17 protein-coding genes are annotated in these 25,973 nt (G+C 72.9%); 9 read left to right on the top strand and 8 right to left on the bottom strand.

Annotation, left to right across the window (positions count from 1 at the left end; translation table 11 throughout):
* The first annotated feature begins 8 nt into the window (after nt 1-8).
* Both sbnA and AB0M11_RS04990 read left to right on the top strand, forming a co-directional pair.
* Complete coding sequence (gene sbnA, locus AB0M11_RS04995; RefSeq protein ID WP_365701450.1) at nt 9-1,094, top strand: 2,3-diaminopropionate biosynthesis protein SbnA; 1,086 nt, start codon at nt 9-11, stop codon at nt 1,092-1,094.
* Between the two features lie 284 nt (nt 1,095-1,378).
* Nucleotides 1,379-3,334 carry a PAS domain S-box protein gene (locus AB0M11_RS04990; RefSeq protein WP_365701448.1) on the top strand — a complete coding sequence of 652 codons (1,956 nt, stop codon included), beginning with the start codon at nt 1,379-1,381 and terminating at the stop codon, nt 3,332-3,334.
* Here AB0M11_RS04990 and AB0M11_RS04985 read toward each other — a convergent pair.
* The 8 genes from AB0M11_RS04985 to AB0M11_RS04950 all read right to left on the bottom strand — a co-directional run bounded on the left by AB0M11_RS04985 (nt 3,318) and on the right by AB0M11_RS04950 (nt 16,127).
* Complete coding sequence (locus AB0M11_RS04985) at nt 3,318-3,749, bottom strand: pyridoxamine 5'-phosphate oxidase family protein (RefSeq protein ID WP_365701443.1); 432 nt, start codon at nt 3,747-3,749, stop codon at nt 3,318-3,320. The genes AB0M11_RS04990 and AB0M11_RS04985 overlap by 17 nt on opposite strands.
* Before the next feature lie 122 nt (nt 3,750-3,871).
* Nucleotides 3,872-6,295, bottom strand: coding sequence for a SpoIIE family protein phosphatase (locus tag AB0M11_RS04980; protein ID WP_365701441.1), 2,424 nt, complete (start codon nt 6,293-6,295; stop codon nt 3,872-3,874).
* A gap of 295 nt (nt 6,296-6,590) precedes the next feature.
* Nucleotides 6,591-9,284, bottom strand: a complete 2,694-nt coding sequence (adhE, locus tag AB0M11_RS04975; protein ID WP_365701439.1) for a bifunctional acetaldehyde-CoA/alcohol dehydrogenase — start codon at nt 9,282-9,284, stop codon at nt 6,591-6,593.
* A 237-nt stretch (nt 9,285-9,521) separates the two neighbouring features.
* The gene (ppdK, locus tag AB0M11_RS04970) at nt 9,522-12,206 is read right to left on the bottom strand and encodes a pyruvate, phosphate dikinase (RefSeq protein WP_365701437.1); all 2,685 of its coding nucleotides are present in this window, start codon (nt 12,204-12,206) and stop codon (nt 9,522-9,524) included.
* Between the two features lie 199 nt (nt 12,207-12,405).
* The gene (locus AB0M11_RS04965) at nt 12,406-13,977 is read right to left on the bottom strand and encodes an oleate hydratase (protein WP_365701434.1); all 1,572 of its coding nucleotides are present in this window, start codon (nt 13,975-13,977) and stop codon (nt 12,406-12,408) included.
* Nucleotides 13,978-14,148: 171 nt separating this feature from the next.
* Complete coding sequence (locus tag AB0M11_RS04960) at nt 14,149-14,850, bottom strand: response regulator transcription factor (protein ID WP_365701432.1); 702 nt, start codon at nt 14,848-14,850, stop codon at nt 14,149-14,151.
* An 87-nt stretch (nt 14,851-14,937) separates the two neighbouring features.
* Nucleotides 14,938-15,618, bottom strand: coding sequence for a CBS domain-containing protein (locus AB0M11_RS04955; RefSeq protein ID WP_365701430.1), 681 nt, complete (start codon nt 15,616-15,618; stop codon nt 14,938-14,940).
* 50 nt (nt 15,619-15,668) lie between these two features.
* Nucleotides 15,669-16,127 (bottom strand): cyclic nucleotide-binding domain-containing protein, encoded by a 459-nt coding sequence (locus AB0M11_RS04950; RefSeq protein ID WP_365701426.1) that lies wholly within the window; start codon nt 16,125-16,127, stop codon nt 15,669-15,671.
* Nucleotides 16,128-16,380: 253 nt separating this feature from the next.
* On the opposite strand from AB0M11_RS04950, the gene AB0M11_RS04945 reads away from it, so the two are divergent.
* The 7 genes from AB0M11_RS04945 (at nt 16,381) to AB0M11_RS04915 (ending at nt 25,960) form a co-directional block, all read left to right on the top strand.
* Nucleotides 16,381-17,304, top strand: a complete 924-nt coding sequence (locus AB0M11_RS04945; protein ID WP_365701424.1) for a carbamate kinase — start codon at nt 16,381-16,383, stop codon at nt 17,302-17,304.
* A 142-nt stretch (nt 17,305-17,446) separates the two neighbouring features.
* Entirely contained in the window at nt 17,447-19,705 is a 2,259-nt protein-coding gene (gene pflB / locus AB0M11_RS04940; RefSeq protein ID WP_365701422.1) for a formate C-acetyltransferase, read from the top strand.
* On the top strand, nt 19,702-20,439 hold the full coding sequence (pflA, locus tag AB0M11_RS04935; RefSeq protein ID WP_365701420.1) for a pyruvate formate-lyase-activating protein: 738 nt from the start codon (nt 19,702-19,704) through the stop codon (nt 20,437-20,439). Before pflB ends, pflA begins: the two co-directional genes overlap by 4 nt.
* Before the next feature lie 242 nt (nt 20,440-20,681).
* Nucleotides 20,682-21,587, top strand: coding sequence for a universal stress protein (locus AB0M11_RS04930; protein WP_365701418.1), 906 nt, complete (start codon nt 20,682-20,684; stop codon nt 21,585-21,587).
* 24 nt (nt 21,588-21,611) lie between these two features.
* Complete coding sequence (locus tag AB0M11_RS04925) at nt 21,612-22,634, top strand: zinc-dependent alcohol dehydrogenase (protein ID WP_365701416.1); 1,023 nt, start codon at nt 21,612-21,614, stop codon at nt 22,632-22,634.
* 5 nt (nt 22,635-22,639) lie between these two features.
* On the top strand, nt 22,640-23,500 hold the full coding sequence (locus tag AB0M11_RS04920; protein WP_365701697.1) for a universal stress protein: 861 nt from the start codon (nt 22,640-22,642) through the stop codon (nt 23,498-23,500).
* 75 nt (nt 23,501-23,575) lie between these two features.
* Nucleotides 23,576-25,960 (top strand): phosphoketolase family protein, encoded by a 2,385-nt coding sequence (locus AB0M11_RS04915; protein ID WP_365701413.1) that lies wholly within the window; start codon nt 23,576-23,578, stop codon nt 25,958-25,960.
* Nucleotides 25,961-25,973: the final 13 nt, after the last annotated feature.

Here is a 25,973-nt window from a genome sequence, read left to right as displayed (position 1 = left end):
GGCCCGCCGTGCCTGTCATCTCCGCTCCCTACGCCTTCAACGAGGGCGATCTCTTCGTCGACCTGAAGTCGATCTGCGGACACCCGCTCTACCTGAAGTGCGAGGCCTTCAACTTCGCCGGCTCCATCAAGCTGAAGGCCGCCAACGAGATGGTGGAGAACGCCGAGCGGGACGGAATCCTGAAGGCGGACTCCGTCCTCGTCGAGTCCTCGTCCGGCAACCTCGGCGTCGCGCTCAGCATGATCGCGGCGAGCAAGGGGTACCGGTTCCTGTGCGTGACGGACTCCCGTTGCAACCTGTCGACCAGGCTCCTGATGGAGGCGCTCGGCAGCGAGGTGCACATCGTGGCCGACCAGGACTCCAACGGCGGGTTCCTGGGCACCCGGATCGAGTACGTCCGCTCGCTGTGCGCGTCGGACGACCGGTACGTGTGGCTCAGCCAGTACACCAACGCGGGCAACTGGACGGCGCACTACCGCACCACCGCCCCGGAGATCGCCCGCCGCTTCCCCGAACTGGACGTCCTGTTCGTCGGCGCGGGCACCACCGGAACCCTGATGGGCTGTGCCCGCTACTTCCGCGAGTGGCACCGGCCGGTGCGGATCGTCGCCGTGGACGCGGCGGGCTCGGTGGCGTTCGGCGGCGAGCCGGGCCGCCGGATGATCCCGGGCCTGGGCATGAGCATGCGCCCGCCGCTGCTCGACGAGTCCCTGGTCGACGAGGTGATCCGGGTGGAGGAGCCGGACACCATCCGGATGTGCCATCGCATGGCCCGGCACGGCTTCCTGTTCGGCGGCTCCACCGGGACCGTGGTCAGCGGCGCCACCGACTGGCTGTCCCGCCATGACGCCGGTGACCTCACCGCGGTGGCCGTCGCGCCCGACCTCGGCGAGCGCTACCTGGACACCATCTACCAGACCAACTGGCTGCAGGACCTCTACGGCGACCAGGTGCTCGCCACCGAGGACGGCGACCGGGTGCCCGGCACCGGCGGCGACGAGGTCCTCGACGCCAGGGACACCGCATCGCCCAAGCAGCTGCCCCGGGAGCCCAAGTCCGCCTCCCGCGCCCCGGCCCGCCGGCGCAGCACCTGACGCCGGCACCCGGCGGCACGTCACGCCGGAGCGCAGCCCCTCGGAGACGCCCGCGCGGCGCCACCCGGGGGGCCGCGGCGTGCCCGCCGCCGGACCGGCGGTCATCCTCGGGAGCGCGCGGGCGGGGCGGGCGGTCCGTGACCCCGGCTCGCGGAACCGAGCGGCGGCGGGACGTCGGCGGACAGGTTCGGGCGGATGGGGACAGTAAGCGACATGCCGCCCTGCACCCCGTCCCGATGCGCTCAAATGGCCTGATTCGACGCAACCGGCGGGAGGGGGCGGACATGGACACGTTTGCCGAGTCGGGTCTGGCTTGTTCGGTGACCGGAGCGGACCGGGGGACCTGCCGGTGCGGTGCGCAGGCCGGCACCGGCGGTCCCAAGGCCGCCGAAGAAAGGTTCCGCGGCCTGCTGGAGGCGGCGCCCGACGCCATGGTGATCGTGGACGACACCGGGACCATCCGGCTCGTCAACGCCCAGACCGAGGCGCTTTTCGGCTACGGCCGCGAGGAACTCCTGGACCGTCCGGTCGAGTTGCTGATGCCGCACCGCTTCCGCGGCCACCACACCGTGCACCGTGACGGATACGCGGCCAACCGCCAGGTCCGTCCGATGGGCGCGGGACTCGACCTGCACGGCCTGCGCAAGGACGGCACCGAGTTCCCCGTCGAGATCAGCCTCAGTCCGCTGGAGACCGCCGACGGACTGCTGGTCTCCGCGGCCGTCCGCGACGTCAGCGACCGCAAGGCGGCCGAGGCCCGCATCAACGAGCTCGCCGCACTCGTCGAGTCGTCCCAGGACGCCATCCTGGCGAAGACCCTCGACGGTTACATCACCTACTGGAACGCGGCGGCCCAGCGGTTGTACGGCTACACCGCCGAGGAGGCCATCGGCCGGCACGTGTCGCTGCTCTCCCCGCCCGATCTGCGCGGCGAGATCAGCGCACTCCTGGAACGGCTGCTGCACGGCGAGAAGGTCGAGCACTTCGAGACGCTCCGGGTGACCAAGGACGGCAGCCTGCTGGACGTGGACGTCACGCTCTGGCCGACCCGGGACACCGACGGCACGGTCGTCGGAGCATGCGCCATCGTCCGGGACATCAGCGACCGCAAGCGCGCGGAGGCCGAGCTGACCGCGCTGTACGAGCAGCAGCGGCACATCGCGCTCACCCTGCAGCGCAGCCTCATGGGGACGCCGCCGGCGATCCCCGGGCTGGCCACCGCGAGCCGATACCGGCCGGCCACCCAGGGTGCCGGAGTGGGCGGTGACTGGTTCGACCTGATACCGCTGGGCGCGGGCCGGGTCGGCGTCCTCATCGGGGACGTGATGGGCCGCGGCCTCGAAGCCGCCGCCGTGATGGGCCAGTTGCGCTCGGCCGCGCACGCGCTGGCCAAGACCGGCATGCAGCCCCGGCAGCTGATGCAGGCCCTCGACACCTGCGTCGAGGACCTCGACGTGCCGGACCAGCTGGTGACCTGCTGCTACCTCACCATCGCCCCGGACACGGGCACGGTGACCGTCTGCTCCGCCGGTCATCTGCCGACCCTGGTGGCCACCCCGGGCGGCACCGTCGACCGACTCCCGGCGCAGGTCAACGCCCCGCTCGGGGTCGGTGACATCCTCTACGAGCAGTCGTCGACGGCCGTGCCGCCCGGCGCCACCCTCATCCTCTACACCGACGGCCTGGTCGAGACGCCCGGCAGCGACATCGAGGTCCGGATCGCCGAACTCACCTCGGCGCTCGGCGGGTTCTTCACCGCCCCGCCGAGTCTGGAGACCGCCGCCGACCGCGTCCTGGCCCGGCTGCTGCCGGAGGCCGACAGCCATGACGACGACGTGACGCTGCTGCTCGCCCAGTTGCCGGCCGCGCCCCCGGCCGCCGTCACGACCGACCTCCCGGCCGTCGCCTCCTCGGTGCCCGAGGGCCGTGCGTTCCTCAGCAAGGCACTGCTCTCCTGGGACTGCACGGGCCCGGCGGACGACGCGCTCCTGCTGCTGTCCGAGACCCTGACCAACGCCGTGCAGCACGCCGAGGGCCCCATCGGCCTGCACCTGTGCCGCACCGCCACCGAACTCACCGTGGAGGTCAGCGACCGCAGCCCGCACCTGCCCCAGCCCCGCAACGCGGCCGGGGACGAGGAGTCGGGCCGCGGCCTCTTCCTGGTCCGCACCCTCGCCGCCACCTGGGGCGTGCGCCCCACCGACGAGGGCAAGACGACCTGGTTCACCCTGCGGCTGTGACGCGGTCGGGCCGGCCCAGTTCGCGACCGGTGATCAGCTCGGAGTCGATCCGGACGAACACCGGGTCGCCGAGCGGCATCCAGGAGCGCGGGCCGGCCTGCGCCAGCCGGGAGTGTTCCGCGGGATCGCTCACCACGTCGGCCCGTCCGGTCACGACCACGCTCCAGCCGCACTGGTTCTCGGCGTCGAACTCGTCCGCCTCGAAGGCCACCACCACGCCGTCTATCGCACGGATCAGTTCCGACTCCGCGGCGGTGCACAACACCACCGAGGCGTCCGTGTCCAGCGCGAAGTTGACCGGGAGGACCGCGGGCAGCGCCTGCCGGGTGTAGACCACACGGCCGACCGGCACCTTGGCGAGCAGCCGAAGGCACTCCTGGCGGTCGAGTGGGCGGAAGCCGTTGTTCGGGAGCACCGGTCCATATTGCCGGGGACGCGCCGATGGCAGTAGGGCCGACAGGCCCTGTCTCCGGCCCGTGGTAGGGCCGTATGGACCATGCCGGCGGGTGCGTGCGCGAGGGGGCGGGACGCGTCCCGTCACGCGTCCTGTGCGGCCAGTTCGAGCTCGGCCCAGATGGTCTTGCCGCCCGGCTGGTGGCGCGTGCCCCAGCGAGCGGCGAGCTGGGCGACGAGCAGCAGGCCGCGGCCGCCCTCGTCGGAGGTGCGGGCCCGGCGCAGGTGCGGAGCGGCGCCGCTGGCGTCGGAGACCTCGCAGATCAGCGTGGCGCCCCGGATCAGCCGCAACCGGACGGGCGGTTGCCCGTAGCGGATCGCGTTGGTGACGAGTTCGCTGACCACCAGCTCGGCCGTGAACGCCACGTCCGTCAGGTGCCAGGCCTCCAGCACGGCCAGTACCCGGGCGCGGGCGTCGGCCACCCGGGCCGGGTCGGAGGGCAGGTCCCAGGTGGCGACCCGGCCGGCGTCCAGCGTCCGGGTCCGGGCGACGAGCAGGGCGACGTCGTCCTCGGGCTGCGGGGGCAGCAGTCCGTGGGTCACGTCGTCGCACAGCTCCTCCAGCGGGCGGTCGGCAGCCCGGTCGAGCAGGCGGCGCAGCCGCGCCATACCGCTGTCCAGGTCGTGCCCGGTGTCCTGGACCAGGCCGTCGGTGTACAGCGCCAGGAGGCTGCCGGCGGGCAGTTCCCCCTCGGCGGTCTCGAAGGGCAGCCCGCCCACGCCCAGCGGCGGTCCGGGCGGCACGTCGAGGAAGCCCGCCGGGCCGTCCGGGCCGACGACGGCGGGCGGCGGGTGGCCCGCGCTGGCGGCCGTGCACGTGCGGGACACCGGGTCGTAGACCACGTACAGGCAGGTGGCGACGAGATCGGTGCCGGTTTCGAGGTCCGGTTCGTGCTCCGCGGTGGTCTCCTCCTCGGCCGCCAGGCCCGTGACGAGGTCGTCGAGGTGGGTGAGCAGCTCGTCGGCGGGAAGCTCGACGTCGGCCAGCGTGCGCACGGCGGTCCGCAGCCGCCCCATGGTGGCCGACGCCCGCAGCCCGTGACCCACCACGTCACCCACCACCAGCGCGACCCTGGCGCCCGAGAGCGGGATCACGTCGTACCAGTCACCGCCCAGGCCGGCCCGGGTACGGGCCGGAAGGTAGCGGTGCGCCACCTCGACCGCGTCCTGGGGGGAGAACCGGTGCGGCAGCAGGCTGCGCTGCAGGGCCAGTGCGGTGCCGTGTTCGAGGGTGTAGCGGCGGGCGTTGTCCACGGCCACGGCGGTGCGGGTGCCGATCTCCTCGGCCAGCAGCAGGTCGTCGCGGGTGAACGGCTCCACGCGCCGGTGCCGGACCAGGACCGCCACCCCGAGGGTGATGCCGCGGGCGCACAGCGGCACGACCATGACCGAGTGGATCCCGAACCTGCGGACCACCCCCGCCCGCTGCGGATCGGCCCGCACCCAGTCCCGGATCGCCTCGTCATCGGCGTGGTGCAGCGAGGTCCGGCCGGTGGCCAGGCAGCGGACCGGGGGCGTGGACGCGGGGTAGGCGTCCGCCTCTCCCGGCTGGATCAGCGCCTCGGGCACCCCGGGCAGCACGGACCGCTGCGCGGCCCTCCTCAGCAGGACCATGCCGGTGGCGGAGGGTTTCGGCTCGACGCCCCGGCACAGGGAGTCGAGCAGGTCCACGGTGACGAAGTCCGCGAGCCGGTCCACCGTGACGTCGGCCATCTCCTGCGCGGTGCGCAACACGTCCAGGGTGCCGCCCACCCGGGCGCTCACGTCGTTGAGCAGCGCGAGCCGTTCCCGGGCCAGGAACTGCTCGGTGACGTCCAGCCCGGAGACCTCCACGTGCCGCACCTGTCCGGACCGTGTGACGAGCGGGGACACGGTGACGGACCAGACCTTCTCGGGGCCGTCCCGGCGGGCCCGGCCCCGCAGGTGGAACTCCTCCGCCACACCCGTCGCGAGCACCCGGTCCATGCCGTCCTCGACCCGGCGGCACAGGTGCGGCGGCAGGATCTCCGTGACCCGCCGGCCGCGCATCCGGTCCTCGCGCAGACCCAGCTCGCGCACGGCACCGGCGCTCGCCCGCACCGCCCGCAGCGCGCGGTCGTACACCATGACGGGCAGCCGGCACTGGACGAACGCCTCCTCGGCCGTCACCTCGTCCGGCGGGGACGGCTCGGACCGGGTCACCACCAGCAGCCGCTGGGCGCGGCCCTCGCCGTCGACCGACGGATACGCCCGGACCCGCACCGGCACGGGACGGCCGTCGCGGTGCCGGAGCAGCGCCGACGTCGCGGCCCCGCTCAGGGCCGCCAGACCGTCGCCGGTGCCGTCGTCCGAGGCGATCAGCCGGGTGACAGGGCTGCCGACGGCCTCCTGACAGGGGTAGCCCAGCAGCCGTTCGGCTTCCGCGCTCCAGCCCGTCAGCACCCCCCGGTCGTCGACCACCGCCGTGGCCGGGTCCGCCGGATCGGGCGGTACGCCCGAACTCCCGCCGACTGGGTTGGCATCACGCATGCCGGTCACCGCCTGTTCCGCCGGCGCGGCCGCCGTGGCCCCGGGACCGACGCCGAGGGGTCATGGACTGCCCGAGGCGGCCGGTCCCACCGCGTCGACCTCGTCCCTCGCTCCTGTCGTCTCCATCGTTCTCCACTCCCTGCCGTGCGTCATTTCCGCCGCTGCCGGTGCCGCCGCCGGCGCGACGACGGCCACGGCCCGGGGGCCGGGAGCTCGGGCTCCCCGGCCGGCGCCGGAACTCCCGGACTGGGCGGACCACGGGGGCCGGGGGTGCCGGCGGCCCGCCGGGCGGCGGTCAGGCGCCGTCGGCGTCCTGCGGGGTACGGCCGTAGTAGGCGGCCCGCATGAGCTGTTGCATGTCGTCGAGCAGGGGCATCCGCGGGTTGGCGGGTGCGCACTGGTCCTCGAAGGCGTTCAGGGCCTGCTGCGGCAGTGCGTCGAGGAAGGACCGCTCGTCGACACCGAGAGCCCGGAACGACGGTTCGATGCCCACGGCGTCCCGGAGCCGCTCCACCGCCGACGCCAGCGACTCGACCCCCTCCGCCGCGGTGGCGGCCGGCAGGCCGAGGGCGCGGGCGATGTCCTGGAAGCGCTCGGGCGCACGGTAGTGCTCGTACTTGGGCCAGCCCGTGAGCTTCGCCGGGACGGTGCCGTTGTAGCGGATGACATGCGGCAGCAGGACCGCGTTGGTACGGCCGTGCGCGATGTGGAAGGTGGCGCCGAGCGTGTGGGACATGGCGTGGACGATGCCGAGGAAGGCGTTGCCGAACGCCATGCCGGCGACGGTGCCCGCGTTGTGCATCTTCTCCCGGGCCTCGGGCCGGGCCGCCCGGTCGTTCACCGCCGCCTCGATGTTCTCGGAGATCAGCCGGATCGCGTGCAGCGCGAGTCCGTCGGTGAAGTCGTTGGCGTAGACGGACACGTACGCCTCGATGGCGTGGGTGAGGGCGTCGAAACCGCTGTCGGCCGCGAGTGCCGGCGGCAGTCCGGTGGTGAGCAGCGGGTCGACGATGGCCACGCTGGGCGTGAGCGCGTAGTCGGCCAGCGGGTACTTCTTGCCGGTGGCCGGGTCGGAGATCACCGCAAAGGGCGTGACCTCGGCGCCTGTGCCCGATGTGGTGGGGACGCACACCAGGCGGGCGAGCCTGCCCAGCACCGGGAAGCGGAAGGCGCGCTTGCGGATGTCGGAGAACTTGTGCCGCATGTCGGCGAAGTCGACGTCCCGGCCCTCGGCCTGCTGCTCGTACAGCAGCCACATCACCTTGGCCGCGTCCATCGGGGAACCACCGCCCAGGGCGATCACGGTGTCCGGGCGGAAGTCGCCCATGAGGCGGGCACCGCGCCGGACCGAGTCGATGCTGGGTTCGGGTTCGACGTCGTCGATGACCTGGACGGTGACCGGCTCCCGGCGCCGGCGCAGCACGCGCTCGACCCGGTCGACGAGGCCGAGGCGGGTCATCGTCGCGTCGGTGACGACGGTGACGCGGTGGACGTCCGGCATCGAGGCCAGATAGCGGAGGGACCCCGGTTCGAAGTAGATCTTCGGCGGGACCTTGAACCACTGGAGGTTGTTCCGCCGCACGGACACCCGCTTGACGTTCAGCAACTGTGCGGCGGAGACGTTGTTGGACACCGAGGTGCTGCCCCAGGAACCGCAGCCCAGCGTCAGCGACGGCAGCAGGTTGTTGTAGATGCCGCCGATCGCGCCCTGCGAGGAGGGGGCGTTGACGATGATCCGTACCGTCTTCATGCGACGGCCGTACGCCTCGGCGAGCGCGAGGTCCCCGGTGTGGATGACGGCGCTGTGCCCCTGGCCGTGGAAGGCGACCATGGCGGCGGCCAGGTCGAAGCCCTGCTCCACGGAGCCGGCCCGCAGGACGGCGAGGACCGGGCAGAGCTTCTCCCGGGTGAGCGGTTCCTGCGGCCCGACCTGCTCGGCCTCGACCAGGATGAGCGAGGTGTCCCGCGGTACGGAGAACCCGGCCTGCTCGGCGATCCACACCGGATCACGCCCGACGGCCGCCGAGTTGACCTTGGGCTCGCCGCCCCCGCCGGTGGCGGCGCCCGTGACCGGGCCGGCCGGGAACAGGAACGCCTCCAGCTTCGCCTTCTCCTCGGCGGTCGCCAGATGGGCGTGCAGTGTGCGGAACTCGGCGAGGACCGCGTCGTAGACCTCGTCGTCGAGGATGGCCGCCTGTTCGGAGGCGCAGATCATGCCGTTGTCGAACGACTTGGACAGCACCAGGTCGTTCACGGCCCGGCGTATGTCGGCGGTGTGGTGGACATAGGCGGGGACGTTGCCCGCCCCCACGCCGAGCGCGGGCTTGCCGGCCGAGTACGCGGCCTTGACCATGGCGTTGCCGCCGGTGGCGAGGATCAGCGAGACGCCGGGATGACGCATCAGGGCGCCGGTCGCCTCGACCGACGGGCTCTCGATCCACTGGACGCAGTGCTCCGGCGCGCCCGCCGCGACCGCCGCGTCGCGCACCACACGGGCCGCCTCGGCACTGCACTGCTGGGCGGCGGGGTGGAAGGCGAACACCACCGGGTTGCGGGTCTTGAGCGCCATCAGCGCCTTGAAGACGGTGGTGGAGGTCGGGTTGGTGACCGGGGTGACCGCGCACACCACTCCGACCGGTTCGGCCACCTCGATCATGTCGTCGATGTCGTCACGGGCGATGACGCCGACCGTCTTCATCGGGCCCATGCTGTGGGTGACGTACTCGCAGGCGAACATGTTCTTGGCGGCCTTGTCCTCGAACACTCCGCGTCCGGTCTCCCGCACGGCGAGCCGCGCGAGCCCGGTGTGCTGGTCCAGGGCGGCGACCGAGGCCTTGTTCACGATGTGGTCGACCTGTTCCTGGTCGAGGCCCTCGTAGTCGGCGAGGGCCTTGAGGCCGTTCGTCACCAGGCGGTCCACCGCGACGGCGATGTCGGACGGTACGCCGGCGGGTCCGGTGGTCGCGCTGTGGTCGTCGTGGCGGGTCATGTCGGGAGGCCTCCGTCGCGGAGAGGGCGGCAGCCGCACGAGCGGCGGTCGCACGGGAGGGCGGTCGCACGGGTGGCGGTCGCACGGGAGGGCGGTAGCACGGGAGGGCGGTCGCACGGGTGGCGGCCGCACGGGTGGCGGCGCGGGAAGGGAGCGGCACCTCGGGGGATGGGTACCGCTCCCACCTGTAGCGTCCCGCATCGGCCGCCCTGCACCCAGGTCCCGTCGGTCCCCGCCTCAGCGGCTGTCGCCGTCGCCCGTTTCGCTGAGCGCGGCCCGGCCGGCCTCCAGGCGGGCGACCGGGACGCGGAACGGCGAGCAGGAGACGTAGTCCAGTCCGGCCCGGTGGAAGAAGTGGACGGACTCGGGGTCGCCGCCGTGCTCGCCGCAGACGCCGATCTTCAGGTCGGGGCGGGCGGCCCGGCCCTCGTCGACGGCGATACGGACCAGCCGGCCCACGCCGTCGCGGTCGAGGGTCTCGAACGGCGAGGTGGCGAAGATGCCCTTGTCGAGGTAGGCGGAGAAGAACGCGGCCTCGACGTCGTCCCGGGAGAAGCCCCAGGTGGTCTGGGTGAGGTCGTTCGTGCCGAAGGAGAAGAACTCCGCCTCCTCGGCGATCCGGCCCGCGGTGAGGGCAGCCCGGGGCAGTTCGATCATGGTGCCGACCGGGCAGCGCACGGGCACGCCGGTCTCCTCGGCGACCTCCGCCAGGACCCGCTCCACCTCGGTCCGCTCGATGCGCAGTTCCTCGACGGCGCCGACCAGCGGCACCATGATCTCCGCCACCGGGGAGCCCCCGGCCCTGGTGCGGGCCACGACCGCCTCGGCGATCGCCCGTACCTGCATGGCCACCAGGCCCGGCACCACCAGTCCCAGCCGCACGCCCCGCAGGCCGAGCATCGGGTTCTCCTCGTGCATCCGGTTGACCGCAGCCAGCAACTCCACGTCGTGCGGGTCGGGTTGCTCGCCGCGGGCCTCGGCGGCGGCGATCCGTACGGCGAGTCCGGTGCGGTCCGGCAGGAACTCGTGCAGCGGCGGGTCGATGAGCCGGATGGTGACCGGCAGGCCGTCCATCGCCGCCAGGATGCCGGTGAAGTCCTCGCGCTGGAGCGGAAGCAGCGCGTCCAGCGCCGCCGTGCGCTCCGACGCGTCGCGGGCCAGGATCATCGCCTCGACCAGCTTGCGCCGCTCGCCCAGGAACATGTGCTCGGTACGGCACAGCCCGATGCCGCGGGCTCCGAACCGCCGGGCGCGGGCGGCGTCGTCCGGCGTGTCGGCGTTGGCGCGGACCTCCAGCCGGGCGCAGTGGTCGGCCTCCTCCATGGCGCCGGCCACGGACTCCACCAGCCCGGCCGACCGCTCGCCCGACTCGAAGTAGCGCATCACCGCGGAGTCGACCAGCGGAGCCGCGCCCAGGTACACCGCGCCCTCGGAGCCGTCGACGGAGACGACGGTGCCCTCCTCGACGACGGTGTCGCCCACGGTGAAGCGCCGGGCGGCGGTGTCCACGACGATCTCCTCCGCACCGCAGACGCACACCGTGCCCATGCCGCGGGCGACCACGGCGGCGTGACTGGTCTTGCCGCCGCGGCTGGTCAGCACCGCCCGTGCGGCGATCATGCCCGGCAGGTCGTCGGGGGTGGTCTCCTGGCGGACGAGCACCACCTGTTCGCCTGCGGCGGCCCGGCGGACGGCCTCGGCGGAGTCGAACACGGCGGCACCCACGGCCGCGCCCGGCGAGGCGGGCAGGCCGTGCGCGAGCGCCTCGCCGACCCCCGAGGTGTCGAAGCGGGGGAACATCAGCCGGGCCAGCCCGTCCCCGGTGACCCTGCCCAGCGCCTCCGCGGGGCTGATCAGGCCCTCGTCCACCAGCTCGGCGGCGATGGCGAACGCGGCCTCGGCGGTGCGCTTGCCGACCCGGGTCTGCAGCATCCACAGCCGGCCGCGCTCGATGGTGAACTCGATGTCGCACAGGTCCCGGTAGTGCGTCTCCAGGGTCTCGAGGTGTCCGCGCAGCCGTGCGTACGAGACGGGGTCCAGCTCCGCCAGGTCGGTCAGCGGCACGGTGTTGCGGATGCCCGCCACGACGTCCTCGCCCTGCGCGTTCGGCAGGTAGTCACCGTACGGGCCGGGACGCCCGGTGGCGGGGTCGCGGGTGAAGGCCACCCCGCTGCCCGAGTCGGCGCCGAGGTTGCCGAAGACCATGGTCTGCACGTTCACCGCGGTCCCGAGGTCGTCGGGGATGTGCTCGCGGCGCCGGTAGAGCCGGGCCCGTTCGCCGTTCCAGGACGCGAAGACGGCGAGCACGGCCCGGCGCAGCTGCTCGGCCGGGGACTGCGGGAAGTCCTCGCCGGTCTCCCGGCGGATCAGCGCCTTGTACGTCTCGACGAGCCCGGCGAGGTCCGTGGCGTCCAGGCCCAGGTCGTCGGCCGCGTGCCGGGCCCGCCGGAGGTCGGACAGGGCGCTCTCGAACACCGCGCCGTCGACACCCATGACCGTGCTTCCGAACATCTGTACGAGCCGGCGGTAGGAGTCCCAGGCGAAACGCTCGTCGCCCGACACCTTCGCCAGGCCGAGCACCGAGTCGTCGCCGAGACCGATGTCGAGGACCGTCTCCATCATGCCGGGCATGGAGAAGCGCGCCCCGGAGCGGACGGACAGCAGCAGCGGGTCGTCCGGCTGCCCCAGTCTCCGGCCGGCCGCGTTCTCCAGGGCGAGCAGATGCGCGGAGATCTCGTCGGCCAGTCCGGCCGGCTCGCTGCCGGTACCGAGGAAGGTCCGGCAGGCCTCGGTCGTCACGGTGAAGCCCGGCGGCACCGGCAGCCCCAGCCGGGTCATCTCGGCGAGGTTGGCCCCCTTGCCGCCGAGCAGGCCGGCCAGGTCTCGGCCGCCTTCCGCGAAGTCGTACACGTAACGGACCATGATCTCGGTCTCCTCCGTCGGGCGTCGGCTGGATGCTTTCCCCAGCGTCCGGCCGACGGGACGGCAGGGGGCAGGTGCTGTCGGTCCCCTTCTCGGGGCCGGTCGGCCCAGCCGGGCTCTCGCACGTCGCCCCGGCCGGCGGCCGGCGGCTCCGCAGGCGCGACGGTTCCTCCGTCACCCGCCTGACGGGGCGGGTGCCTCAGCGGCGGTGCATGGTCTCCAGCGCCGCCGCCAGGACGTGCGGGTCGTGGTGGCCCTTGTAGACGGGCGGCGGCTGCCGGTCGAGGTGGAGCAGCCGGGAGACCGCCGTCCACGCCGTGCGGACGGAGTACTCGACGGTGAAGACGACGTCGTCGGGCACCTCGGCGAACTGGCCGATGAAGGCGAGGTTGACCGACCCCTCGGGCACGACGGCGGGGCGGTCGTCGCGGCGGCGGTTCAGGAACTGGCTGGTGATGTACGGCATCAGGCAGGGGATGACCGTGGACGTCTCCAGGACGCGGGCGCGGGTGCGGTCGTCGAAGCGCAGGTGGTGCAGGACCTCTTCGAGGATCTCCCGCCCCGAGCACATGGTCATCGGCTTGGGCGTGCTGTTGCCGGCCCGGCCGGGGAAGAGGCCGTAGCCCCACCAGACCGAGACGCCCTCGGGCTGGTCGCGGTAGACGGGCTGGCGGTTGGCGACGATGGTGAGCAGCCAGTTGGAGCCGGTGAAGGTCATCAGCCCGCCCCTGCCGGTCTCCCGGCCGCTGAACTCCGCCAGCGCGTCCAGGAAGACGGGATCCTTGGCGGTGACGGTGAACGACTCCCAGCGGGATTCCCGCACGTGCTTGTCGAAGGCGCCGGGGTTCCCGAAGTTCTCGCGGCCGCGGGCCAGCCGGTGCCAGAGCAGCCATGCCTCCGAGCGCGGGGAGGGCGGCGGCGGGGGAGCGGTGTGCGTGCCCCGGCTGGAGGCGTCGGTCATGGAGCCGTTGGTGACGAGGACCAGATCGCCGGGGGCGACGGCGATCTTTTCCTGCCGGCCGGCCCGGGAGACGGTCAGCTCCTCCACCGTGCCGCTGCCGACACCGGGGGCGAAGCCGAGATCGGTGACCGTGCACCCGGGGTGGATGGTCACACCGTGCCCGCGCAGCCAGGCCGCCAGCGGGCGCACGATCGAGTCGTACTGGTTGTACCGGGTCCGGTGGATGCCCGACATGGAGCCGAACTCCGGGAACAGGTGGACGAAGCGGCGGAGATAGCGGCGGAACTCGATCGCGCTGTGCCAGGGCTGGAAGGCGAACGCGGTGCACCACATGAACCAGAAGTTCGTGGTGAAGAAGTGCTCGCCGAAGCAGTCGGTGATCCGCTTGTCGTCCAGGTGCGCCTCGGGGGTGGCCAGACAGCGGACCAGCTCCAGCCGGTCGCGCTCGGAGAAGCCCATCGAGCCGACGTCCACGATCCGGCCGTCGCCGTCGACCAGCCGGGCGATGTCGTCCCAGGCGAACTCCTCGTGCCCGGCCAGGATCTCCTGCGTCACCGACACCGAGGGGTCGTCCAGGGTGGGGATGCCGGACAGCAGGTCGTAGGTGCAGCGGAACTCGGCCTCGAACATCCGGCCGCCGCGCATGGTGTACCCGGCCTCGGCCGTGCCGCCCGCGTCCAGACTGCCCCCGATGCCCAGCTGCTCCTCGAAGAGGTGGATGTCCGACCCCTCGAAGCCGCCGTCGCGGATCAGGAACGCCGCCGCGGCGAGCGCCGCGATCCCGCTGCCCACCAGATACGCCTTCGCCATCACAGCACCTCTCGTCACCCGGCCCCGTGGCTCGGGAACCGCGCCTCCCACGGTGCCCGGTGGATGCGGTGCGGTCAGTGGGCCGATGGTCACCGACCGGGGCCGGACGGCCCCGGCGGGCCGGCGGGCGCCGCGCGCCGGCCCGGTCACCCGGGTCCGGCTCGCGGGGGTTCACCGGGCCGGGCGGTCTCCCGGCTCGGGCTGTTCCAGGTGGGAGGCGAGGACGGCGGCCTGGACGCGGCGCTGGACGCCGAGCTTGGCCAGCAGCCGGGAGATGTGGTTCTTGACGGTCTTCTCGGAGAGGTACAGCTTCTTGCCGATCTCCCGGTTGGTCAGACCGTCGCCGATGAGGGCGAGGATGTCCCGCTCACGGGGTGACAGGCCGGCCAGCTCGGCCGGCATCGTCGGGGTCTCGGCGGGGTCGGCCCGCAGTGAGCGCATGAGGCGGGCGGTGGTCGCGGGGTCCAGCATCGACTGTCCGGAGGCGACGGTGCGGACCGCCGAGACGAGGTCGGAGCCCTTGATCTGCTTGAGTACGTAGCCGGAGGCCCCGGCCATGATCGCGTCGAGCAGGGCGTCCTCGTCGTCGAAGGAGGTGAGCATGAGGCAGGCCAGGTCGGGCATCTGGTTCCGCAGCTCGCGGCAGACGGTGATGCCGTCGCCGTCGGGCAGGCGGACGTCGAGGACCGCGACGTGCGGGCGCAGGGCGGGGCCGCGGGCCAGCGCGTGCTGGACGGTGTCGGCGTCCCCGACGACCGAGATGTCGGGTTCGGCGTCGAGGAGGTCGGTGATGCCGCGCCGGACGACCTCGTGGTCGTCCAGCAGGAACACGCGGATCGGGTCCTGTTCCGTGAAGGTGCGTGCCTCTGCCATGACGTCCCCTGGTTCCCCGGCTGCCCCCGGTCGGCGGGCAGGCTGCGTAGCGCTCGGGACGATCATCACCCGCCGGGGCCGGTTCTACTAGGGCCGACCGGCCCCACTTCCCTCCTGCGGCCGGTCGGACGTCAGCTCGAACTCCACGTCCACCACCCCTTCGACGGCACGGACCAGCCGCGCCGCGACGGGGACGAGGGCGGTGTCCCGGATCCGGCCGACGAGCCTGACCACCCCCTCCTGGACGTCGACCCGCAGCGCGGAGGAGGGCGGCGGGAAGAGGGCGGAGACGATCTCGCGCCGTACCTCCTCGGCGATCTCCTCGTCACCGCGCAGGAAGACCTTGAGCAGGTCCGCGCGGCTGACCACACCCTGCAGCAGGCCGAACTCGTCCACGACCGGGAGCCGCTTGACCTTCGCGCGTGCCATGGTGCGGGCGGCCTCGGCGAGGGTGGCGCCCGGACGGGTGGTGAGGGCAGGGGAGGTCATGAGCTGATCGGCCGTCACCGCGGCGGCCTTGGCCGGTCCCGCGAGCCCGCGCAGCTCGGACCGGGGGAGGTCGGGGTCGCCGTCCCGGACCTCCTCCTTGTGCAGCAGGTCCGCCTCCGAGACGACACCGACGACCCGGCCCTCGCCCTCGACCACCGGCAGGGCGCTGATCCGCCAGTCCCGCATCAGCCGCACCACCTCCTTGAAGGGGGCCTGCCGTCCGACGCTGACGACGGTCTGTGTCATGACGTCGCTCACGATGTGCGGTGTTCCGTGCATGATCACTCCCTGGAGAGCCGGCCGCAAGGCGGAGGGGCCGGGCCGCGTCGTCAGACGCCGGCGCCGTACGGGGCGAACAGGTCCAGCAGCCGGGTGCGGGTGGCCCGCAGGCGGTGGGCGATCACCTGGCCCACCCACTGGCTGACGGCGCGGCCCAGCTCCGGGTCGTCCTGGCACATGGACCGGACGGCGACGGCGTCGAACTCGTGGGCCCGCACCGGCGTGGTGGCCTCGGCGCCCATGTGCCACACGTACGGTGGGTACAGCCACGACCACCCGACCAGTTCGTCGTGACCCAGGTTCTCGATGACCGCCGCCCGGCGGCCGGGAACGTGCATGTCGAGTTCGACGCGGCCGGAGCGGATGATCCAGAACCGGTCCGCGCGGGCCCCCTCCTCGAAGAGCCGCGTCCCCTGCGGGAAGGAGACCTCCCGGGCGAGACGCATCAGCCGCTCCCGGTGTTCGCGGGGGAGGGTCCGCAGCGTGACAGGGGTCGGTGCGGTGCTCATGTCCCACCTCCGGGGCGGCGCTCACTGACTACTACTGCCAGGGTGCGGTGGCCGCCCCGCACCTGCATGGGCCGAACGGTCCCGGCCGCCCGGGACCTTCAGCACGTCCCCGAGCCCGTACGGCCGCTCCCGGCCCCCCGCACGGCGCAGAACGATCGGTTGCGAACCGACTCGTCCGCAGCGCCCGCCTCGGCCGGGAACCGGCTGCACACCGTCAAGGCCGTCCTCGTGGCCACCCTGGAGGACTGACATCATGCGCATCGTCGTCGCCCTCGGCGGCAACGCCCTGCTGCACCGGGGCGAACGCCCCGACGCCGCCGTCCAGCAGGCCAACATCGACCGGGTCGCCATCGCCCTCGCCGCCCTCGCCCACGACCACGAGCTGGTCATCACCCACGGCAACGGCCCCCAGATCGGCCTGCTCGCCGTGGAGAGCGCCGCCGACCCCGCCCTGAGCGCCCCGTACCCGCTGCACCTGCTCGGCGCCCAGACCCAGGGCCTGATCGGCTCCCTGCTGGCCTGCACGCTGCACAACGCCCTGCCCGGCCGGCAGATCGCCGACCTCGTCACCCACACCCTGGTCCGGGCCGACGACCCGGCGTTCGACCGCCCCACGAAGTTCGTCGGCCCGCTCCACCCCCGCGACACGGCCCGCTCCCTGGCCCGCGAACGGGGCTGGCACATCGCCCAGGACACCGGGGGCTGGCGGCGCGTGGTGCCCTCGCCGAAGCCGGAACGGATCGTGGAGACCGACACGATCCACCACCTCCTCGACGCCGGCGCCCTCGTGATCTGCGCCGGCGGTGGCGGTGTCCCCGTCACCGCCGACCGGGACACCGGCGCGCTGACCGGAGTCGAGGCCGTCGTCGACAAGGACCTCGCCGCGGCCCTGCTCGCCGAGGACCTCAAGGCCGACTTCCTGCTCGTCCTCACCGACGTGCCCTACGTCTACGAGGGCTACGGCACCCCCGAGCAGCGTCCCCTCCTCGACGCCACCCCGGCCGAGCTGCGCCACGGCGGCTTCCCCGACGGCTCCATGGGGCCGAAGACCGAGGCGGCGTCCCGGTTCGTCGAGCACACGGGCGGACTCGCCGCCATCGGGGCGCTGGACGCGGCGTACGAGATCGTGCACGGCCGCTCGGGCACGTTGGTCCGCCCGGATCTGACCACGGCCTGAGGGCGGGCGGCGGCCGGGACCGTGCGGCCGGTCCGCCAGGGGCCGTACGGCCCCGCCCGCGGGCCCCGGTCGGCACTGCCCGCAGCCGGCACCGCGCACCAGGATCAGAGGCCCGAGCAACGAGCAGGAGAGGGAACCGGCGATGACCGTCACCGTGACAGCAGACAACCGGACGGCCGGTGCCTGGCGAGGCTTCGCCGGAACCGGCTGGCGCGACCACGTCGACGTACGCGACTTCATCCAGGCCAACTACACACCGTACGAGGGCGACGCGTCCTTCCTGACCGGCCCCACCGAACGCACCCGCGCCGTCTGGGAGAAGGTCAGCTCCCTGTTCCCGGAGGAGCGGCGCCGGGGCGTGCTCGCCGTCGACACCGCCACCCCCTCCACGATCACCTCGCACGCCCCCGGCTGGATCGACCGCGACCGCGAACTGATCGTCGGCCTCCAGACCGACGCCCCGCTCAAGCGGGCGATCATGCCGAACGGCGGCCTGCGCATGGTGGAGAACGGACTGCGCGCGTACGGCTACGAGCCCGACCCGTTCGTGACCCGCGTCTTCGGCGGCTACCGCAAGACGCACAACGACGGCGTCTTCGACGCCTACACCCCCGAGATGCGCGCCGCCCGCAGGGCCGGCGTCATCACCGGCCTGCCCGACGCCTACGGCCGCGGCCGGATCATCGGCGACTACCGGCGGGTGGCCCTCTACGGCACGGACCGGCTGATCGAGGCCAAGAAGGCCGAGCGGGCCATGCTCGACGCCTGCGCCTCCACCGCCAACGTCATCCGTGACCGGGAGGAACTCGCCGAACAGATCCGGGCGTTGGGCGAGCTGACGCAGATGGCGGCGACGTACGGCTGTGACGTCTCCCGGCCCGCCGCCACCGCGCACGAGGCCGTGCAGTGGCTCTACCTCGGCTACCTCGCCGCGGTGAAGGAGCAGAACGGCGCCGCGATGTCGCTCGGCCGCACCTCCACCTTCCTCGACGTCTACCTCCAGCGGGACCTGACGGACGGCCTCCTCGACGAGAGGGGCGCCCAGGAGCTGATCGACGACTTCGTCATCAAACTGCGGATCGTCCGCTTCCTGCGCACCCCCGAGTACGACGCCCTGTTCTCCGGCGACCCCACCTGGGTGACGGAGTCCATCGGCGGTATCGGCACGGACGGCCGTCCGCTGGTCACCCGCACCTCCTTCCGCTTCCTGCAGACCCTCTACAACCTCGGCCCCGCCCCCGAACCCAACCTGACCGTGCTCTGGTCGCCCCGACTGCCCGCCGGATTCAAGGAGTTCTGCGCCCGGGTCTCGATCGACACCAGCGCCGTCCAGTACGAGTCCGACGACCTGCTCCGCCCGCGCACCGGCGACGACACCGCGATCGCCTGCTGCGTCTCGGCCATGCAGGTCGGCCGGCAGATGCAGTTCTTCGGCGCCCGGGTCAACCTCGCCAAGGCCCTGCTGTACGCCATCAACGGCGGCCGCGACGAGATGACCGGCGAACAGGTCGCACCCGCCGCGCCTCCGCTGACCGGCGAGTACCTCGACTACGAGGAACTGACCGAGGCCTACGACCACGTCCTGGACTGGCTGGCCCGGACCTACGTCAACGCCCTCAACGTCATCCACTACATGCACGACAAGTACGCCTACGAACGCATCGAGATGGCCCTGCACGACTATCCCGTGCACCGCTTCCTGGCCTGCGGCATCGCCGGTCTCTCGGTCGCCGCCGACAGCCTGTCCGCCGTCAGGTACGCGCGGGTGAAGGTGTTCCGGGACGCCTCCGGGCTCGCCGTCGACTTCCGCACCGAGGGCGACTTCCCGGCGTACGGCAACAACGACGACCGCGCCGACGCCATCGCCGTCGACCTGGTGGAGTCCTTCATGGCCAAGGTGCGCCAGTACCCCGCCTACCGGGAGGCGGAGCACACCCAGTCGGTCCTCACCATCACCTCGAACGTCGTCTATGGCAAGCACACCGGCAACACCCCCGACGGCCGGCGCGCCGGACAGCCCTTCGCCCCCGGCGCCAACCCGATGAACGGCCGCGACCGCCACGGTGTCGCCGCCTCCGCCCTCTCGGTGGCCAAACTGCCGTACGAACAGGCCCGCGACGGCATCTCCCTGACCACCACCGTCACGCCCGAGGGCCTGGGCCACAACCCGGCCGAACGCGCGGGCCACCTGGTCGGCATCCTCGACGCCTACATGGCGGCCGGCGGCTTCCACATGAACGTCAACGTCCTCGACCGGGCGACCCTCGAGGACGCGATGGAACACCCGGAGAAGTACCCGGACCTGACCATCCGGGTCTCCGGCTACGCCGTCAACTTCGTCCGGCTGACCCGGGAGCAGCAGCTCGACGTGATCAGCCGCACCTTCCACGGAGCGCTGTGAGCACCGGCCCGCGCGGCCGGATCCACTCCTGGGACCTGTCCACCGGCGTGGACGGTCCCGGGACCCGGTTCGTCCTCTTCGTCGCCGGCTGCCCGCTGCGCTGCCTGTACTGCGCCAATCCCGACACCTGGCACATGCGCGACGGCAGGGAGACGACCGTCGACGAGGTGATGACGGAGATCGGGAAGTACCGCGCCTTCCTCACCACGGCCGGCGGCGGAGTGACCGTCACCGGCGGCGAACCGCTCCTGCAGTCCGCCTTCACCGGCGAGCTCCTGCGCCGCTGCAAGCAGGCCGGGCTGCACACGGCCCTGGACACCTCCGGCTTCCTCGGCGCCCGCGCCACCGACGGACTCCTCGCCCACACCGACCTGGTCCTGCTGGACATCAAGTCCTTCGACCTGCGCACCTACCGCGCCCTGACCGGCGGAGAACTGGCCCCCACCCTGAACTTCGCCACCCGCCTGGACCGGCTGGGCATCCCGATGTGGATCCGGTACGTCCTGGTCCCCGGCTGGACCGACGACCCGAAGGCCGTCGACGGGCTGGCCCGGTTCGTGGCCGGACTCGACGCGGTGGACCGGGTGGACGTGCTGCCTTTCCACAAGCTCGGCGCCGCGAAGTACGAAGCCCTCGGCGTTCCCTACCCGTTGAAGGACAACCCCGTGCCCACCCCGGAACTGACCGCACGCGTCCGCGCGCAGTTCCGGGCGCACGGCCTGTCCGCCTACTGATGCCAACGGCCCTGCGAACCAGGGCCGTTCAGCCCTGCCGACGCGGACCTTCGGCATCCGGCGGGATCCGCGGCGCGCGGCCAGAGTGGTTCCTGTCCGGGCACGGCACCCACCGGACCGGGGGTCGAACGGCCCCCGCCCGGGACCTGTGGCCCCTGCTCCGGAGAGCCCACGAACACGACGCTGGAACCGGATCCGCCGGAGCAACCCGGCCCGATCCCTCGCGCCAGGAGGTACCGAACATGACCCGCACCGTCACCGCAGCCCTCGACGGCTCGGCCGAGAGCCGGGCGGCCGCCGAGTGGGCGGCCCGCGAGGCCGGGCTGCGCGGTCTGCCGCTGAAGGTCGTGCACGTCTGGGAACCGGTGCCCGACCCGATGGCACAGGCCCCGCTGCTCGGACCCGAGACACACCGGCACTGGACCGAGAGGATTCCGCGGGAGGCCGTGGACGGGCTGCGGCTGCGCCACCCCGGTGTGCAGGTGACCGGCGAGCAGGTGTCCGGCAGCGCCGGCGATGTCCTGACCGACGCGTCGAAGACCGCCGCCCTGCTCGTCCTCGGCTCCCGGGCCCTCGGCGGCGTCGGCGGCTTCCTGGTCGGCTCCGTCGGCCTGAGCGTCGTCGCCCACGCCGAGAGCCCCGTGGTGCTGGTGCGGGCGGGCGAGCAGGCCGCCGACGAGCACGAGGCCGATCCGGCGGGCATTCCCTCCGCCGCGACACCTTTCCGCCCCGTCGTCCTCGGCCTGGACACCGACCACCCCGACGAGACGCTGATCGAGTTCGCCTTCGACGCCGCCCTGCGCCGCGCCACCTCGCTGCGGGTCGTGCACGCCTGGTCCCCGCCCCCGTACTACGCGTACGGGATGCCGGTGGACCCGACCCTGCACCAGGCGCTGACCCTGGAGCAGTCCCGGACCCTCGCCGAGGTGCTGAGCCCCTGGCGGCACAAGTACCCGGACGTGACGACCACCGAGGAGTCCCGCTGCGGCAGCGCCGCCGACCTGCTCGTGGCGGCGTCCCGGGAGGCCTCGCTGGTCGTCGTCGGCCGCCGGATCCGCCGCGGCGCCCTCGGCTCCCACATCGGCCATGTCACCCACGCCGTCCTGCACCACTCCACCGCCCCCGTCGCCGTCGTAGCCCACGGCTGACCCACTCCGAGGAGAGAACACATCATGAAGGCAGCGGTCGTACGAGCCTTCGGCGAGCCCCTGGTCATCGAGGAGCGGCCCGACCCCGAGCCCGGCCCCGGCCAGGTCCGGATCCGGGTCGAGGCCTCCGGACTCTGCCACACCGACATCCACGCGGCCCGCGGCGACTGGCCGGTCAAGCCGAACCCGCCGTTCGTCCCCGGACACGAGGGCGTCGGCATCGTCGAGGAACTCGGCGCCGGCGTCACCCATCTGGCGGTCGGACAGCGGGTCGCCGTGCCCTGGCTGGGCCGGGCGTGCGGGCGGTGCGAGCACTGCCTGTCCGGCTGGGAGACCCTGTGCGAGCAGCAGGTCAACACCGGCTACGGCTGCGACGGCGGGTACGCCGAGAAGATGCTGGCCTGGGCCGACTTCGCCCAGCCGGTCCCGCGGGGCGTCACCCCCTTCGACGCCGCCCCGCTGACCTGCGCGGGCGTCACCACGTACAAGGCGCTCAAGGTGGCCGGCGTACGGCCCACCCAGCTCGTCGCGATCTCGGGCGTCGGCGGACTCGGACACCTCGCCCTGCAGTACGCGAAGATCGCCGGGGCCCAGGTGGCCGCGATCGACGTCACCGACGACAAGCTGGAACTCGCCGCCGAACTCGGCGCCGACCTCGTCATCGACGCCCGCAAGGACGACGTCGGCGCGGTGCTCAAGCGGCACGGCGGCGCGCACGCCGCGATCGCCCTCGCGGTGAACGACGCCGCGTTCGAGGCCGTCAACTCCGGTCTGCGGCGCGGCGGGAAGCTGGTGATGGTGGCGCTGCCCGCGCACGGCACGGTCCGCGTCCCGATCTTCGACACCGTGCTGAACGGCACGAGCGTGATCGGCTCCATCGTGGGCACCCGGCAGGACCTCGCCGAGGTGTTCCGGCTGCACGCGGCCGGCCGGACCAGGGTCGTCCACGAGATCCGCCCGCTGGACACCGTCAACGAGTCGATCGAGGACGTGCTGCGCGGCCAGGTCAAGGCCCGGATCGTCTTCGACCTGGGTGCGGGGCGGTGAGCACGATGGACCTGCCGGTCGTGGCCGGGGTCGACGGCTCCGAGTCCAGCCTGCGCGCCGTCGACTGGGCGGCCGACGAGGCCGACCTGCGCGGGGTGCCGCTCCGGCTGGTGTACGCCTCGCTGTGGGAACGGTACGAGGGCGAATCGCTCACCGACGCCCTCACCGAGCCGTCCGGCCGGCCGACGGCCGAAGACGTCGTCGCCGTCGCGGCCCGGCGCGCCCACAGCCGCCGGCCCGACCTGAAGGTCACCACCGACGTCCTGCCGGAGGAGCCGGAGTACGCGCTGGTCCGGGAGAGCCGGGAGGCCACCGCGGTGGTGCTGGGCTGCCGGGGGCGCAGCGGTCTCGTCGAGATGCTGCTCGGATCGGTCGGCCTCGCCGTCGCCGCGCACGCCCACTGCCCGGTGATCGTCGTCCGCGGCGGCCACGACAACCAGGTCCGCACCGGGTCCGGCGGCCGGATCGTGCTCGGCGTCGGCGGCAGGGCGGCCGTCGACTTCGCCGTCCGGGAGGCCGGGTTGCGGGGCGCCGAGGTCGACGCCGTCCGGGCCTGGCGGTGCCCCGCGCGGGAGAGCACCGATCACCCGCTGCTGACCGGGGAACCCGCCCGGCTGCACGAGCAGCAGGCCTCGGACACCCTGGAGGAGGCGCTGCGCGACGTACCGAAGGAGGTGTCCATGCACCGGCAGACCGTCGAGGGCCCCGCCCGCCAGGTGCTGCTGGCCGCCTCCCGCCACGCCGACCTGCTCGTGGTCGGCGCCCGGCGCGACGCCGGGCACTTCGGGCTCCAGCTGGGCCGGGTGGCCCACGGGGTCCTGCACCACGCCGCGTGCCCGGTCGCCGTCGTCCCCGAACGGACGTGACGCCCACGCCCCCTCCTGCGGCTTCACCCGCCCGGCCTGTCCACCGCCCGATGACCGACTCACGGAGCCATTTCCATGTCCAAGGCCGAACCCCAGGACGCCACCGCCCTGTCCGACGACGAACTGCGCACGCTGGACGCCCACTGGCGTGCCGCCAACTACCTCGCGGCGGGCCAGATCTACCTGATGTCCAACCCGCTGCTCACCGAGCCGCTGCGCCCCGAGCACATCAAGCCCCGGCTGCTGGGCCACTGGGGCACCTCACCCGGCCTGAACCTCGTCTACACCCACCTCAACCGGGTGATCAGGGCGCGCGGCCTGGACGCGCTGTGCGTGTGGGGGCCGGGCCACGGCGGGCCCTCGGTGCTGGCGAACTCCTGGCTGGAGGGCAGCTACAGCGAGACCTACCCGGACGTGCCGCGGGACGGGGCGGGGATGGGCCGCCTGTTCCGCCAGTTCTCCTTCCCCGGCGGGGTGCCCAGCCACGTCGCCCCCGAGACGCCCGGCTCGATCCACGAGGGCGGCGAGCTCGGCTACTCCCTCGCGCACGCCTACGGCGCCGCCCTCGACAGCCCCGAGCTGCTGGTCGCGTGCGTGATCGGCGACGGCGAGGCGGAGACCGGGCCGCTGGCCGCCTCCTGGCACTCCAACAAGTTCCTCGACCCGGTGCACGACGGCGCGGTCCTGCCGATCCTGCACCTGAACGGCTACAAGATCGCCAACCCGACCGTCCTGTCCCGGCTGCCCGAGGCCGAACTCGACTCCCTGCTGCGGGGTTACGGCCACGAGCCGATCCACGTCACGGGCGACGACCCGCGCGAGGTCCACCGGGCCATGGCCGCGGCGATGGACACCGCCCTGGACCGGATCGCCGTGATGCAGCGCTCCGCCCGCGAGGACGGGGTCACCGAGCGGGTGCACTGGCCGGTGATCGTCCTGCGCACGCCCAAGGGCTGGACCGGCCCGGCGGAGGTGGACGGCGTGCCGGTCGAGGGCACCTGGCGGGCCCACCAGGTCCCGCTCGCCGAGGTCCGCGAGAACCCGGCGCACCTGCGGCAGCTGGAGGCGTGGCTGCGGTCCTACCGGCCCGAGGAGCTCTTCGGCCCCGACGGGCGGCCGGTCGCCGACGTCCTGGCCTGTGTCCCCGACGGTCCCCGCCGGCTGGGTGCGTCGCCCTACGCCAACGGCGGTCTGCTGGTGCGCGACCTGCCGCTGGCCGATCTCGACGAGTTCGCCGTCCCCGTCGACAAGCCGGGCACCACCCTGCACGAACCCACCCGCGTCCTGGGCGACTTCCTGGCCCGGGTCATGAAGGACACCAGGCTGCGCCGGGACTTCCGGCTGGTCGGGCCGGACGAGACCGCCTCCAACCGGCTCCAGGCCGTCCTCGACGTCAGCGGCAAGGCGTGGCAGGCCGGGCGGCTGCCGGTGGACGAGCACCTCGAACACCACGGCCGGGTGATGGAGATCCTCTCCGAGCACCTGTGCCAGGGCTGGCTGGAGGGCTACCTGCTGACCGGCCGGCACGGGCTGTTCTCCTGCTACGAGGCGTTCGTGCACATCGTCGACTCCATGGTCAACCAGCACATCAAGTGGCTCCGTACCTCGCGGCAGTTGCCCTGGCGCGCCCCGATCGCCTCCCTCAACTACCTCCTCACCTCCCATGTCTGGCGGCAGGACCACAACGGCTTCTCGCACCAGGACCCCGGTTTCGTCGACCACGTCCTCAACAAGAGCCCGGAGGTCGTCCGCGTCTACCTCCCGCCGGACGCCAACACCCTGCTCTCGGTGGCGGACCACGCGCTGCGCAGCCGGGACTACGTGAACGTGATCGTGGCCGGCAAACAGCCCTGCTTCGACTGGCTGTCGATGGACCAGGCCCGGGTGCACTGCGCGCGCGGCGCCGGGATCTGGGAGTGGGCGGGCACCGAGAACGGCACCCGTGAACCCGACGTCGTCCTGGCCTGCGCCGGGGACGTGCCCACCCAGGAGGTGCTGGCCGCCGCCCAGTTGCTGCGCCGGCACCTGCCCGAGCTGGCCGTACGGGTGGTCAACGTCGTCGACATGACGAGGCTGCTGCCGAAGGAGGAACACCCGCACGGGATGAGCGACTTCGAGTACGACGGGCTGTTCACGGCGGACCGGCCGGTGATCTTCGCCTACCACGGCTACCCCTGGCTCATCCACCGGCTCGCCTACCGCCGCACCGGGCACAAGAACCTGCACGTGCGCGGCTACAAGGAGTCCGGGACCACGACGACCCCGTTCGACATGGTCGTCCGCAACGACCTGGACCGCTACCGGCTGGTCATGGACGTCATCGACCGGGTCCCCGGGCTCTCCGTCCGCGCGGCGAGCGTGCGCCAGCAGATGGCCGACGCGCGCACCCGGCACCAGGCCTGGATCCGCGAGCACGGCACCGACCTGCCCGAGGTCGCCGACTGGACCTGGAACGGCTGACCACACCCGCTGA

Origin of the sequence: Streptomyces sp. NPDC051987 (assembly GCF_040680735.1) — a bacterium.
Lineage (GTDB): Bacteria > Actinomycetota > Actinomycetes > Streptomycetales > Streptomycetaceae > Streptomyces.
Note: the sequence above shows the minus strand (reverse complement) of the source record. Positions and strands in the feature narration are given on the sequence as shown.